Genomic DNA, 13,791 nt, shown 5'->3' on the forward strand with positions numbered 1-13,791 from the left:
ACGGAATCGGCGCTGGCGTAAAGGATTTACGTGCGCCAAAGCGAAAAGGATCACAAAAGATTTAGCGACGATCGAGCAGTGCGGCAAGTTGTGCCAGCTCTTTCAGTCGTCTGGCCAGCGTCTCGCCGCTGACGTTAATGGATGATACCGGCGAGGTCGAGGCCCGCTCCACCAGGGTTACGGGCAGCAGCGTCTGTCTCACCGCCGTATCGTCACCGGAAAGGCGTGCAAGGAGCCATTCCACGCTGCGTTCGCCCGCGGTTTTGAACGCCTGATGAATGGTCGTGAGCGGCGGTGAATACCAGGCGCTGTCGGCCGTATCATCATAACCGACAACTGAAATCTGCCCCGGTACGGTTAAGCCCCGCTCCGCACAGACACGAATCACACCAAGAGCCATCTGATCATTGGCGACCAGAATAGCCTGCGGTGGTGTATCCGCCGCCAGAAGCAGATGACCTTTTTCATAGCCGGACGCCGCACTCCAGTCACCATATTCACAGCCACAGGGCGATAACCCCGACTCTTCCAGTGCCGCAAGCCATCCCGACATTCGTGCCCTTGCAGAGACCGATGATTGCGGTCCTCCAAGCAACGCAATACGCAGATGTCCCTGTTCCAGCAAGTGCGCAACGCCAAGCCGCGCCCCCTGGTCGGCATCAAAAATCAGACTATTGACGGCCGCCGTTTCACTGACATCAAGAAAGAGAACGGGAACCGGACCTGCCAGCGCCGATACGGCCTCTGCCTGTTCATCATCCAGCGGGACGTTAACCAGCAATCCATCAACCCGCTGAGCCAGTAGATCCTGCACTGCGGCTGTACATCCCCGGGCATCCTGCACTTCCGGCATCGAAATGATCACATTCACGCCGGATTGGGCGGCACGTGATTTCACCGCCGAGGCTATTTGGGAGGGGGCATGCAGTGCCAGGTCAGAAGTCAGCAGCCCCAGCGTTCTGGTCCGTTTACCCGCCAGTTGCTGCGCCCCGCGATTAGGGATGTAGTGCAGCTCCGCCATCGCCGCCAGCACTTTGTCCCGCGTTCGCGTCGAGACATGCTCGCCCTGATTGATAACGCGCGAAACGGTTTGGTAAGAGACCCCGGCAAGGCGGGCGACATCATAGAGCGTAATGGTTTTCATGGCACTCATCTGGCGACGGATTTCGCGCCAGTGTACCCGATTACGCCAGCAACTGTTATGCAGGTGAAAAAAATGCCAGCAAGGCTGTCAAAATGCGTCAGGGAAACAAGGTGGGTAAAAGAAATAACGACGAGCCAGACTGGCCCGTCGTAAGCATCGTCCGTGATGATGATGAGATGGTTACAACATATTTATATTTTCAATCATCATCACAAAACTCAATGCAATTTAAATGACAGTTTCATGACAATGAAATTACTGCTGACGCGGAATAGGAAAACCTTTTATAGAAATAACAAAACTATCGCCTTCTTTTTTTATTTTTGCGCCAGCATCACACCAGTCGGTTGCGATGCGAAAGAACTCATCACTACCAATATTCCAGTTTAAACGGACATGTTTTACAAAACCTGATCGTAACAGGTCACAGGCCTCGCAATAATTGCTGGCCGTTGAGAGCAGTTGTTGGTTCATTTTTTCTTCTTCAGAAGTTTGCGTAATGCTTTGATTTCTTTTGGATTTAAAGGAGCAGTACATTCTTCTTCAAGGTGTTGATTATCAATATCCTCTTCCGATACTCCGCCCTGTTCAACTGACTGAAACGCCAGCAGCAACAGTTTTTCAGTCGCCGTACTGAGGTTCTCATTATTTTCTTCTGCGTAATGACGGAGCTTCTCTTTCAACGCCTGATCAATTTTGACGTTCAATACCGCACTGGTCATGATTATCCCTTCCCGTGTGAAGTTAGCAAAGTATTAATACACGAAGTTAACATACTGATCCAGAGTTATATTAAAAGCTTATGACAAATTAAAAACTCCCACAAATATTTTAACCAGGCTTTATGACACTAAGGTGAAGCTTATATTTCAAATATATGACAATACATTATTGATAGTCAGGAATGGATAACGACAGCCCCTGGAAAGAGTGACAATGAGCGTTTTTTTGTGGGCGGCGGTGGTGTAACGAGTCAGCAAATTGCTTTACTTGCCCTTTACCAGCATTACTATAACGCGCTGATAAGACTAAGAAGAACCTTAACCGCTAATTATCACTTTCAGCAATCATTCTATTAAGGCAGATTAAAATGCGTTTTAAAAACAAATTGTCGTTACTTCTGGGCATCGCGGCCTTTTCTACAGCGGCCTGCGCAACGGACGGCTACCGCGATATGAAATTCGGCACCTCGACTGCCGCCGTACTCGCACAGGCGAATTGTACGATGGAAGAACCGGAAGAGGCGCCTGTCGGTAAAATGTACAGCTGCGAAGACTTTACCTTTGCCGACAAGAAAACCGAGGCCACTCTGTTTTTTGTTAACGATAAATTTATTCGTATCGCCATTGCGATTCCCGACGAAGATGTCGTGAAGACGCTTGAAATCCTGAAGAAAAAATATGGCGTAGCCGCGCACTCTTCGCAAAAAGAGATGCAGGATGTGGATCTCTACCCCAATAAAACGGCGTTTATTAATTTCGATAACAACCATATCTCGCTGCTCATGACCAGCAATGAAGATGCGCAGAGCAGCGCGACTCTGATTTACTCGGCAGAAAACATCCTGGAAATTCAAAAGTCGCGCAGCGCCGTGACCGGTGACGACCTCTGAGTTAGCCTGCTAAACGCCGCCACTCCTCACGGGTAATTTCCCAAAGTTCAGAATCCAGCTCACCCGCGACATAGTGCGCTTTTTCGCGACGCACCCTACGCATGCCGCTACGCTGCGAGAAATTGACTGAACGGGTATTCGCCGCCGCTTTTGGCGCGCGTAATACCTCTTTATCTAACTCTTCAAACCAGAAGCGCGTCACCGCATCACTGGCTTCGGACATCAGGCCCTGCCCCTGCCACTCCGGCATCAGCCAGAATCCACGATTGTTATCAGGCAAGTCCATCAGACAAATCGTGCCAATCAACTGCTGTGGCTCTGCTTTGCGCCGAATAGTCCAGTACCAGCCCTTCCCCGCACTGGATGCGGGTAAGGCGACATGATTAACATACTGCGCAGCGCCATCGTCCGGATAAGGCCAGGGAATCGTGCCTATCAGATAACGCACAATCTCCCAACGAGGGAAAACACGTTGAATTTGTTCCGCATCAGCAGGAACCAGCGGCTGAAGAAGTAAACGTTCAGTGATGAGTTGCGGTGTGGTCACAGGAATCCTTTCTGCATAAACGGCGGTAAACTGACCATAAAGCAAAAAGCGTACAGAGGACAATAAAAAGAAGATACCAGAAATGGGTGGGAGCCCTGCCAGCTACATCCCGGCACACACGTCCTTTGCCTTGGCTGCTTCCTTCCGGACCTGACCTGGTAAACAAAGTAGCGTTGCGGGAGAACCAACAGAGCCCCCATTGAGAGCGTTGTTAACCAACGCGCTGGCGCATTATCCATGTCCCATGCCGCAATTGCAAGCCGCACCCTGACGGATGCCGATTTCTTGCGCAATCTCCCCTTCACAGTCACGACCGGGCTGTTTATGCTGACCTCTCGTCAGTCAGGAAGGCAGTATGGATAATCACGATTCTTTTCCACAGCGGGTATGGCAAATCGTCGCCTCAATACCAGAGGGATATGTCACAACCTATGGTGATGTCGCCAGGCTGGCAGGTTCGCCACGTGCAGCCAGACAGGTCGGTGGCGTATTGAAGCGTTTGCCGGAGGGCAGCACTTTACCCTGGCATCGGGTGGTTAATCGCCACGGCTGTATATCGTTAAGCGGGCCAGACTTACAACGTCAGCGACAGGCATTAATGGAAGAAGGCGTGGTGGTATCCGGTAGCGGGCAGATTGATTTACAACGCTTTCGCTGGATTTACTGAAACCTCCTCTCCCGCAGGAGAGGAGGTGCGCACATTACATCTGTGTCGGAGCAGGCGTAGCTGTAGAAGGACTCACCTGAGTAGGGGATGTTGAAGGTACGGTTGTTGCCGAACCGCTGCCTGGCTGCAACGGAATAGCCGTCTGCTGTACCGGAACCAGCGTCAGGTCAGCTTTCGTGCCGCCCTGGTTAATGATCGGTTTAACCGTATCGGTCACAAAGACGATTTTGTCATCAATTGTGATAGCCGCACTCAGCAGCAGACGCGCGTTAGGCTGGATGTCTGCCGGATTAAACGGCAAGACAAAGCTAAACGGTGCCTGTTTACCTTCGGTACGTACCGCTTTTTGAGCAATCACTTTAGACGGCGCATCGGCCATGGAGGCGTCAGAGACAGTGACGGTCAGGACCGCATTTGGCGGCAACGCCACTTTCTGGCGGATCCATACCGTACCAGAGACGTTAGGTTGGGTTATCGCCGCCGTACTCGCCGCAGGTGCCTGCGGGTTTGGTGCAGGCGTTGGAATGTCTGCGGCTTTTTTTGCGCAGGCAGTCAGCGCTACAGCGACTGCTAAACCACTTAACATGTGCACGAGTTTCATGAGTTCTCCTTATCTTCTATGCACCAGCAAGAATGTTTTCTGCCAGAATGTGTGGTTGGACCATCGTAACGTGTTCAAGTGTGGCACATGTCACTGATATTTGCCTGCAAACCCCCATCTATTCAGATTATTGCACCCATCGGACCACTTTTATTTCCAGGTTATACTGAACAGGGAATCCGCTGCGTCGGTTTTATTTTTATTGAGGACACCTATGAGTCAGGCGCTTACAAATCTACTGTCATTGTTGAATCTGGAAAAAATAGAGGAAGGTCTGTTTCGAGGGCAGAGCGAAGACTTAGGTCTGCGCCAGGTGTTCGGTGGTCAGGTCGTTGGTCAGGCGTTGTATGCGGCAAAAGAAACCGTGCCGGCGGATCGGCTGGTGCACTCTTTTCACAGCTATTTTCTGCGCCCGGGCGATAGCCAGAAACCCATTATTTACGATGTCGAAGTGTTACGTGACGGTAACAGCTTTAGCGCCCGTCGCGTGGCGGCCATTCAAAACGGGAAACCGATTTTTTATATGACGGCATCATTCCAGGCGCCGGAACCGGGATATGAGCATCAAAAGACAATGCCTTATGCACCAGAACCGGAGTCCTTGAAATCCGAAACGGAAATTGCCCGTGAGTTGTCCGCGTTTTTACCGCCGCTGGTGAAAGAGAAATTTCTCGGCGACAAACCGATTGAAATCCGCCCCGTGGAATTTCACAACCCGCTGAAAGGACATGTTGCCGAGCCCACCCGCCAGGTCTGGATGCGCGCCAACGGCACCCTACCGCAGGACTTACGCGTCCAGCAATATCTGCTCGGCTACGCATCGGATTTCCACTTCCTGCTGGTTGCGCTCCAGCCACACGGCGTTGGTTTCCTCGAAAAAGGCATGCAGGTCGCAACCATCGACCACTCGATGTGGTTCCATCGCCCGTTCGATCTGAATGACTGGCTGCTTTACAGTGTGGAAAGCACCTCCGCCTCCAGCGCACGCGGTTTTGTCCGCGGAGAGTTTTATAACCGGGATGGCGTACTGGTCGCCTCGACGGTGCAGGAAGGGGTGATGCGAAACCGCAGTACCGCGAGCTGACCTTTCAGTAAAACAAAAGCCTCCCGATGGGAGGCTTTTATTGCTCAGGAGATAACTCAGTTCAATCAGGCGTTGTAGGCGTTCTCGCCGTGGCTGTTGACGTCCAGCCCTTCGCGTTCCTGATCTTCCGGAACACGCAGCCCCACCGTCATATCAGCCAGTTTGTAACCGATAAAGGCGACGATACCAGACCATACGATAGTGATGGCGATACTTTCCAGCTGTACCAGAACCTGATGCCCCATGGTCACGCCTTCGGCATAACCCACGCCGCCCAGTGATGTGGCTGCGAAGATACCAGTCATGATACAACCCACGATACCGCACACGCCATGGACGCCGAAGACATCACATGGATCGTCAACACGCAGCCAGCGTTTCAGCGCAGTAACGCCCCACAGACCCGCCAGACCTGCAACGATACCGACGATCAGCGCGCCGCCCACACCAACGTAACCGCAAGCCGGGGTGATACCCACGAGGCCGGCAATCGCACCAGAACAGGCACCCAACAGAGACGGTTTACCACGCAGCGCCCACTCACCGAAGACCCAGGAGAGGATTGCGCCAGCTGTTGCCACGACGGTGTTAACGAAAGCCAGACCCGCAATCTCATTCGCCGCGCTCGCAGAACCGGCGTTGAAACCAAACCAGCCAAAGTAGAGGATAGCGGTACCGGTAAACACCATCGGCAGATTGTGCGGTTTAAACGCTTCTTTACCGAAACCAACACGTTTGCCAATCAGATACGCCCCCACCAGGCCTGCAACTGCGGCGTTGATGTGAACTACCGTACCACCTGCAAAATCCATTGCGCCATGGGTTGCCAGCAGACCGCCGCCCCAAACCATGTGTGCAATTGGCACGTAGGACAGCGTCAGCCATACCACGACGAAAATCAGTACCGCAGAGAAACGGATACGCTCAGCCAGCGCACCAACAATCAGGCCGACGGTAATGCAGGCAAATGATCCCTGGAACGCAACGTGAATGTACTGATAGATGGTGCCCATCAGTGCTTTCAGTTCAATATTTTTCAGCATTACCCAGTCGAAGCTACCGAAGAAGCTGCCGCCGGTGCCAAAAGCCAGAGAGTAGCCGTAAACCACCCACAGAACGCACACCAGTGCGAATGTAACCGCAACCTGTGTCAGCATAGAAAGGACGTTTTTACCGCGGATTAAACCACCGTAGAACAGGGCGATGCCCGGAATTGACATAAACAGCACCAGCGCGGTGCTAATCATCATAAAGGCATTGTCGGCTTTATCGACGACAACCGGATCGGCTGCCATGGCCAGACATGGCAGTAGTGCCAGCGAGGCCAGACCCGCTTTTAATATTGCTTTCTTCATTTTACCCATCCCCTCACTGTGTGCCAGGTATTACAGTGCCGCTTCGTCGGCTTCGCCGGTACGAATACGAATGACGCGTTGCAGCTCGGCAACGAAAATTTTGCCGTCGCCAATTTTTCCGGTGTAGGCCGCTTTGCTAATGACATCAATCACTTCATCGAGCTGATCGTCAGCAATCGCCACATCAATCTTCACTTTTGGCAGGAAGTTAACGCTGTACTCCGCACCGCGGTACAACTCAGCGTGTCCTTTCTGACGTCCGAAACCTTTCACTTCGGTCACGGTTAACCCTTGAATACCAATTGAAGACAGCGCTTCACGAACGTCTTCCAGTTTGAATGGCTTAATTACCACGGTAACCAGCTTCATAGATCCCCCTCCAGTCGAAAATCGATAATGGCCGCAGCTAACACGCAATAAATATTGCAAGCGGTGTGCCAAAAATGAAAAACGGGAAAATTTCAGGTTGTTAAGCCGTGTAAGAAGGACGTCATAGCGCAGCGATGAAAATGGGAATGGTTCAGATTGTTCCTGGAAAAGAAAAACGCACCACGACAGTGCGTGGTGCGTTACTTTTTTGCACCAACAGCGAATCCTGTTAGTAGCATGCTTAATTTTGGTGCATCAGGCGATTAGCGATTCTTCTCGTACGCTGGCGGCGAGCTCTTCTCCTGCCAGTTGCAGTTGATACATCTGCCAGTAACGCCCTTTTGCCTCAAGCAGTTGCTGATGCGTACCACGTTCAACGGCCTGGCCGCGATTAAGGACCAGGATAGTTTCCGCCTCGACAATCGTTGACAGTCGGTGTGCAATGACAACCAGCGTTGTGTGCTGCCTGACCGCCACTAGCGCCTGCTGAATGGCTTTTTCAGTGCCTGAATCAATGTTCGCCGTGGCTTCGTCCAGAATCAGGATTTGTGGCGTTTCAACCAGTACACGCGCCAGCGCCAGCAATTGCTTCTGCCCGACGGAGAGATTATTTCCCTGCTCGCCAAGGCGGGTATAAATCCCCTCCGGCATTTCGCGCGCCAGTCCGGCCAGTTGCACCACCTCCAGCGCGTGCCAGACCTGCTCCTCCGAAATATCGCGCCCCAGCGTGACGTTGGCAAAGAAGGTGTCCGCCATCACCACCGGGTCTTGTTGCACCATCGCCACCCCTTTACGCAAGGTGCTGTGGCTCAGCGCGGACAACGGTCGGCCATCCAGACGGATTTCCCCTTTGCTCAGCGGATAGTACCCCATGAGCAGGCTTGCCAGTGTACTTTTACCGCTGCCGGTATGCCCTACCAGCGCCACAAAACTGCGGGGAGGCACATGCAGACTGATGTCCTGCAACACCAGACGGTCATCTCGATAAGCAAACGAGACATCGTTAATGTCGATAGCTCCGCTTTTTAGTGGCTCATCGTCATAACCATAAGTCTGGCGTGGACAATCCATCAACTCAAAGACACGTTCCCCGGCCACTACCGCCTGCTGGAGCATTGACTGCTGGGTCGTCAGCTCAATCAACGGTTCATTCAGGCGGCCAAGGTAGCTGATAAAGGCATACAGCACCCCAACTTCCATCGTGCCAGCCGAGCTAAAACCAAATAGCATTAACAGGCCACACAGCACCAGCGCGGAGAAGAGGCTCAGTAAGGGACGTAACAGGAAGCCATCAAGGCGTAACGTCTGCATCCGCGCCAGATAATGGGAACGGCTTGCCGCCCCCATGCGTTCGCCGAAACGCGCCTGCTGGCGAAATTGCTGGATTACGCTCATCCCATTGATGATTTCGTTGAAACCATTGTTGATATCCGCCAGGTAGGCCCGCATGCGGCGGACAATCGGCGTGCTGTAACGCTGATAAATCAACATCACGATGATAACTGCCGGGAAGATGCAGATAGCAACAAGCGCCATACGCCAGTCGAGGCTGAACATCGCCACCAGCATTGCGCCAATCAGCGCCGCACTGCGCAATACCGTCGCTACCACCGTCACATAGAGATCGCGGATCACTTCGGTATCGTTGGTCACTCGCGAAATGATCTGCCCGACAGGCTGGGTGTCGAACGCGCTCAGCGGCTGTCGCAAAGCGGCATCCATCACGTCGGTACGCAACCGCTGTACCACGCCGACGGCGGCCTGGTTAAACAGTAGCGCCTGGGCATAATGCAGCCCGGCCGCCAGCACCTGCAGGCCAATGTAGGCCACGACCATTCCCGTCACCAGACCAACAGGCAGGTAGCTCTTCGCCACCATATTATCGATAAAGTAGCTGATTAGCGCCGGGCCGGACACTTCCGCCGCCGCCGCGACCCACAGCATCACGACAGCCTTCGTTAACGGTTTACGCCAGGGGGAGCCGTAAACCAGCAGACGTTTCAGGGTGGGCCACTGTTGCACAAGCTTACGCATCAATCGCCTCCTCCGGGGTGTCATCCAGTGCCGCTTCCAGTTGCTGATAGCGATACATATCGCGATACCAGCCGGGCTGGCGCGCAAGCTGTTCATGCTGTCCGCGCTGCCCGATATGTCCATGCTGCATCACTAAAATCTCACTGGCTTCCGTGAGCGCCGACAGGCGATGAGCGCTGATGATCACCGTACGCCCCTCTCCCCATTGACGCAGGTTGTGCAAAATCTGGTGTTCGGTGCGGCCATCCACAGCAGAGAGCGCGTCATCCAACAGCAGAATCTCTGCATTCAGCAACAGCGCGCGCGCAATTGAGATGCGCTGCTTTTGCCCGCCGGAGAGCATCACGCCGCGCTCGCCGACTTCGGTATCGTAGCCCTGCGGCAGACGCAAAATATCCTCATGTACGCTGGCCAGCCGCGCCACATGTTCAATCTCTTCCTGCGTCGCCCCCGGTTTTCCCAGCGCAATATTATTGGCGACAGTATCGGAAAACAGGAACGGCGTCTGATTTACCACCGCCAGACGGCTGCGCCAGCCATCCAGTTTCAGTTTCGTCAGCGGCACCCCGTGGAAACGGATGTCCCCCTGCTCAACATCAAAATGGCGCTGAATGAGAGAGAGCAAGGTGGATTTACCTGCCCCCGTTGGCCCGCAAATCCCTAACATCTGGCCAGGTAACAGTGAGACGTTGATATTATTCAAAATCGGATGTGCCGTTTGTGGATACGTAAACTCGCGAATCGCAATCTGCAGGCTACCGCGCCCTTCCGGAACCGGTTCGCTGCCATCTGTCACTACCGGCGCTTCCGCCAGCATGTCGCGAATACGACTATAGGCGGCGCTGCCGCGCTCAACGATATTGAACATCCAGGCCAGTGCCAGCATCGGCCAAATCATTAATCCAAGATACATGGTGAAGCTGGTGAGCTGCCCCAGCGTGAGCGATCCCTGAATCACCATCCAGCTCCCGCCGCCAATCGCCAGCAGGTTTGCCATACCGATAGCAATATAAATTGTCGGATCAAAACGGGCATCGACGCGGGCGACACGCATGTTTTTCGCCCCGGTATCAGCCGCCTCGGCGGCAAACAGCGCCGATTGCCTGTCTTCCAGACCAAACGCCTTGATCATGCGAATGCTGGTCATGCTTTCCTGGGTACGATCGTTAAGCGAGGAGAACGCCGCCTGCGCCAGCTTGAAGCGCTGATGCAACTGGTCGCCGTAACGTTTAATAAAAATGGCCATAATCGGCATCGGCAACAGAGAAAGCAGCGTCAACTGCCAGCTAATCTGTGTGGACATCACCACCAGCACCACACAGCCCATCACCAGAGAATCCACCAGTGTGAGCACACCTTCCCCGGCGGCGAACACCACCCGGTCAACGTCATTCGTGGCGCGCGCCATCAAATCGCCGGTACGGTGGCGCAGATAAAATTCCGGATGCTGGCGACTGAGCTGGCGGTAAAAATCTTCGCGTAGCTCGACGGCGAGCTGATACGACGCGCCAAACAACCAGACGCGCCAGACATAGCGCAGCAGGTAGATGACGATAGCAATCAGCACCAGTGCGCCTACCCACATCATGATCTGCGACGAGGTAAAGTGCTGGCGGGTGACGCCATCAACAATGATCCCCACCACCTTAGGCGGGACGAGTTGTAAAATCGCAATAATGATAAGCAGGCCTACAGCACCGAGATAGCGTCGCCACTCCCGGCGAAAGTACCAGCTTAACTGAGCAAATAATCGCACGCGGTTACATCCTGAACGTGATTTTTCCGGCTCCGCCGGGAGGGTTATTCAATGGGCAAAGCCGTGGTGTATTTAATCTGTTCCATCGCAAAACTGGATGTCACATCGGATAAGCCAGGCACACTATTGACCAGTTTTTTGTAGAAGTCGTCATAACGTTTCATATCCGCAACCTGAACGCGTAACAGGTAATCATACTCCCCCGCCATACGCCAGAATCCCAGGACTTCCGGCATTTCCGAGACTACGGCGGTAAAGCGACAGTACCAGTCGCTGCTGTGATGCTGGGTTTTGATCAGCACAAATGCGGTCAGGCTCAGGCCAAGTTTCTCCGCATCCAGCACGGCCACGCGCCCGAGAAGAATGCCTTCCTCTTCCAGCCGCTTTAGTCGTTTCCAGCATGGCGTGCTGGTCAGATTAACGGCATCCGCCAGCGCCTGCAAAGAGAGCGTGCAGTCCTGCTGGAGCAAGGAAAGCAACTTACGATCTATTTTATCTAGCATTACGCATTCCAGGAGAAAATTTTTCTCTTAATAGTCTATTTCAAAGTTTAAATGGCAACAATTTTTCCTGCGTTTTCCGCTAATCTGGGCACAAAATGATAAATGGAAATGATGTATGAACAGTGACTGGGTTAAGCACGCCATTAACGAAATCAATGCCGATTATCAGCGCTCTGCGGACACGCACCTGATCCGTCTCGCGCTGCCAGCTTTTCCCGGCATTCGGCTCTATCTGAAAGATGAGAGTACGCACCCAACCGGGAGCCTCAAACATCGACTGGCGCGTTCGCTATTTCTCTATGGCCTTTGCAATGGCTGGATTAAAGAAGGCACCACCATTATTGAAGCGTCATCCGGTTCAACGGCGGTCTCAGAAGCTTATTTTGCCCGTCTGCTGGGGTTACCGTTTATTGCCGTTATGCCCTATTGCACGGCCAAACGAAAAGTCGAACAGATTGAATTTTACGGTGGTCGCTGTCACTTCGTGGAGAGCGCCTGCGAGATATATGCGGCCTCAGAAATGTTGGCTCGCGAACTGAACGGCCATTACATGGACCAGTTTACCTATGCCGAGCGCGCCACCGACTGGCGGGGTAATAACAACATTGCAGACAGCATTTTTCGCCAGATGAAAAACGAGCCGCATCCGGTGCCGGACTATATCGTCATGAGTGCAGGGACAGGCGGCACATCGGCCACTATCGGACGCTACATCCGTTGTCAGGGTTATAACACTGAACTGATGGTGGCAGACCCGGAAAACTCGGTGTTTCTCGATTTCTGGCGTACCCGCGAGTCCGGGCTGCGCTCTGCGGTGGGGAGTAAAATTGAAGGGATTGGCCGACCACGCGTCGAACCGTCCTTTATTCCTGATGTCGTGGACGAGATGCTCAGAGTCCCCGATGCCGCCAGCGTGGCAACCGCTCAATGGCTGGAAACACAATTAGGTCGTCGGGTTGGCGCATCGACCGGCACGAATATGTGGGGAGCACTACAACTGGCGGCGCGTATGCGTGACGAAGGGCGTAGCGGATCTATCGTGACCCTGCTGTGTGACAGTGGCGAACGCTATCTCGATACTTACTACAATCCGCAGTGGGTCGAAGCTAATATCGGCGATGTCCGCCCGTGGCGGGAAGAAATTAACACGCTGGTGAAATAAAAAAGCCAGGTATTCACACCTGGCTGCTGGAAAAAATCTCATCATTCGGGGGAATAAGGAAGATTAGGTGTATCCAGCCAATGCGTTAAGAAGTGCGACACGGCCTGATCGCGGCAGTGTCCGATAACCGGTAAGTGTGGAAGCGCGGCGCGCAGCTGGGGCATGGCATTTCCCATGATTATGCCGCGCCCTACGCTTGCCAGCATCTCTCTGTCGTTCATGGCATCACCAAACGCCATACAATCCTGCATCGGCACGCCCAGTTGCGAGCTGAGCATGGTCAACGCCGACCCTTTGTTGCAGCCAGGCGGTAGTACCTCCAGGCAATAAGAGGCGGAAAAGCATAAATTAGCCCGACCACCTGACACCTCATTCATCTGGATCCGCAAGCGGCACAGGTCGTCATGTTCTCCCACAAAACAGATTTTGGTCACATCATGGGCAGGCAGACGCTTTAGATCCACCAACTGGTAAGTGAATCCACTGCAGATATGCTCGTCCAACGCTTCCGGGATGGGTTTATCCGTCATCCAGCCGTTATCGTTAAACGCATGGATGCTGGCCTGTGTATCCCATTTGCTGTGCAGTATCAGTTCAGCCACTTCGGGATCAAGGTCCTGGCGATGTAAAAGTTCCCCATCCAGGGAGTGGACGCGAGTGCCGTTACCGGTTATCAAAAAAGCATCCAGCCCGAGGATTTCGATGAGTTTGCGCATCTCCAGCGCATGTCTGCCGGTCGCAAAAGTGAGGGTAATATCGCGTTCACGCAGACGGCGTAACGTTGCCACAGTTTGCTCACCAAGTCGGTGATCGGGCATAAGCAAAGTACCGTCCATATCAAAAGCAGCCAGCCGGGCCATATTTCATCTCCAGATGTGATCGCCTTGTATTGCACAGAAGTATTGCCTGATATATACGGAAGTAATAGTGAGCAGAACGAGATAATTGTTCCGGGTT

Annotated in this window: 16 protein-coding genes and 1 other RNA gene; 5 read left to right on the forward strand and 12 right to left on the reverse strand. The window is 53.3% G+C overall.

Annotated features, from left to right (window positions below; translation table 11 throughout):
- Positions 1–61: 61 nt before the first annotated feature.
- The 3 genes from AAIG39_RS01945 to AAIG39_RS01955 form a co-directional block, all read right to left on the reverse strand.
- Positions 62–1,144: a LacI family DNA-binding transcriptional regulator gene (locus tag AAIG39_RS01945; RefSeq protein WP_343193079.1), complete on the reverse strand. Its 1,083-nt coding sequence runs from the start codon at positions 1,142–1,144 to the stop codon at positions 62–64.
- 255 nt (positions 1,145–1,399) lie between these two features.
- Positions 1,400–1,618, reverse strand: a complete 219-nt coding sequence (locus AAIG39_RS01950) for a hypothetical protein (RefSeq protein ID WP_041852481.1) — start codon at positions 1,616–1,618, stop codon at positions 1,400–1,402.
- On the reverse strand, positions 1,615–1,866 hold the full coding sequence (locus AAIG39_RS01955; protein WP_090082562.1) for a hypothetical protein: 252 nt from the start codon (positions 1,864–1,866) through the stop codon (positions 1,615–1,617). Before AAIG39_RS01955 ends, AAIG39_RS01950 begins: the two co-directional genes overlap by 4 nt.
- A 368-nt stretch (positions 1,867–2,234) precedes the next feature.
- Here AAIG39_RS01955 and AAIG39_RS01960 point away from each other — a divergent pair, with 368 nt between their 5' ends.
- Positions 2,235–2,756 (forward strand): hypothetical protein, encoded by a 522-nt coding sequence (locus AAIG39_RS01960; RefSeq protein WP_249569886.1) that lies wholly within the window; start codon positions 2,235–2,237, stop codon positions 2,754–2,756.
- 1 nt (position 2,757) lies between these two features.
- Here AAIG39_RS01960 and AAIG39_RS01965 read toward each other — a convergent pair whose 3' ends face one another.
- Both AAIG39_RS01965 and ffs read right to left on the reverse strand, forming a co-directional pair.
- Positions 2,758–3,303, reverse strand: coding sequence for a GNAT family N-acetyltransferase (locus AAIG39_RS01965; protein ID WP_343193080.1), 546 nt, complete (start codon positions 3,301–3,303; stop codon positions 2,758–2,760).
- A 93-nt stretch (positions 3,304–3,396) separates the two neighbouring features.
- Positions 3,397–3,493: signal recognition particle sRNA small type (ffs, locus tag AAIG39_RS01970), an RNA gene on the reverse strand.
- Positions 3,494–3,540: 47 nt separating this feature from the next.
- Here ffs and AAIG39_RS01975 point away from each other — a divergent pair.
- Complete coding sequence (locus tag AAIG39_RS01975) at positions 3,541–3,666, forward strand: hypothetical protein (RefSeq protein ID WP_283775971.1); 126 nt, start codon at positions 3,541–3,543, stop codon at positions 3,664–3,666.
- Positions 3,659–3,970, forward strand: a complete 312-nt coding sequence (locus AAIG39_RS01980; protein ID WP_249569890.1) for an MGMT family protein — start codon at positions 3,659–3,661, stop codon at positions 3,968–3,970. The genes AAIG39_RS01975 and AAIG39_RS01980 overlap by 8 nt, the downstream gene beginning before the upstream one ends.
- Positions 3,971–4,004: 34 nt before the next feature.
- Here the strand turns inward: AAIG39_RS01980 and AAIG39_RS01985 are convergent, their stop codons facing one another.
- A complete protein-coding gene (locus tag AAIG39_RS01985) occupies positions 4,005–4,571 on the reverse strand; it encodes a YbaY family lipoprotein (protein WP_090082570.1) in 567 nt (188 codons plus the stop codon).
- A 214-nt stretch (positions 4,572–4,785) separates the two neighbouring features.
- Between AAIG39_RS01985 and tesB the strand changes: the two genes are divergently transcribed.
- On the forward strand, positions 4,786–5,655 hold the full coding sequence (gene tesB, locus AAIG39_RS01990; RefSeq protein ID WP_343193081.1) for an acyl-CoA thioesterase II: 870 nt from the start codon (positions 4,786–4,788) through the stop codon (positions 5,653–5,655).
- 65 nt (positions 5,656–5,720) lie between these two features.
- Here the strand turns inward: tesB and amtB are convergent, their stop codons facing one another.
- The 5 genes from amtB to AAIG39_RS02015 all read right to left on the reverse strand — a co-directional run bounded on the left by amtB (position 5,721) and on the right by AAIG39_RS02015 (position 11,672).
- Positions 5,721–7,010: an ammonium transporter AmtB gene (gene amtB / locus AAIG39_RS01995; RefSeq protein WP_090082576.1), complete on the reverse strand. Its 1,290-nt coding sequence runs from the start codon at positions 7,008–7,010 to the stop codon at positions 5,721–5,723.
- Positions 7,011–7,040: 30 nt separating this feature from the next.
- Complete coding sequence (gene glnK, locus AAIG39_RS02000; RefSeq protein WP_002891893.1) at positions 7,041–7,379, reverse strand: P-II family nitrogen regulator; 339 nt, start codon at positions 7,377–7,379, stop codon at positions 7,041–7,043.
- A 255-nt stretch (positions 7,380–7,634) separates the two neighbouring features.
- Complete coding sequence (locus AAIG39_RS02005; RefSeq protein ID WP_343193082.1) at positions 7,635–9,413, reverse strand: SmdB family multidrug efflux ABC transporter permease/ATP-binding protein; 1,779 nt, start codon at positions 9,411–9,413, stop codon at positions 7,635–7,637.
- Positions 9,406–11,169: a SmdA family multidrug ABC transporter permease/ATP-binding protein gene (locus AAIG39_RS02010; protein ID WP_343193083.1), complete on the reverse strand. Its 1,764-nt coding sequence runs from the start codon at positions 11,167–11,169 to the stop codon at positions 9,406–9,408. The genes AAIG39_RS02005 and AAIG39_RS02010 overlap by 8 nt, the downstream gene beginning before the upstream one ends.
- Positions 11,170–11,213: 44 nt before the next feature.
- Positions 11,214–11,672: an Lrp/AsnC family transcriptional regulator gene (locus AAIG39_RS02015; RefSeq protein ID WP_041852490.1), complete on the reverse strand. Its 459-nt coding sequence runs from the start codon at positions 11,670–11,672 to the stop codon at positions 11,214–11,216.
- Between the two features lie 115 nt (positions 11,673–11,787).
- On the opposite strand from AAIG39_RS02015, the gene AAIG39_RS02020 reads away from it, so the two are divergent.
- A complete protein-coding gene (locus AAIG39_RS02020; protein ID WP_090082585.1) occupies positions 11,788–12,834 on the forward strand; it encodes a PLP-dependent cysteine synthase family protein in 1,047 nt (348 codons plus the stop codon).
- 41 nt (positions 12,835–12,875) lie between these two features.
- Here AAIG39_RS02020 and cof read toward each other — a convergent pair whose 3' ends face one another.
- Complete coding sequence (cof, locus tag AAIG39_RS02025; protein ID WP_090082588.1) at positions 12,876–13,694, reverse strand: HMP-PP phosphatase; 819 nt, start codon at positions 13,692–13,694, stop codon at positions 12,876–12,878.
- Positions 13,695–13,791 lie beyond the last annotated feature (97 nt).

This window comes from Phytobacter palmae, assembly GCF_039409775.1.
Lineage (GTDB): Bacteria > Pseudomonadota > Gammaproteobacteria > Enterobacterales > Enterobacteriaceae > Phytobacter > Phytobacter palmae.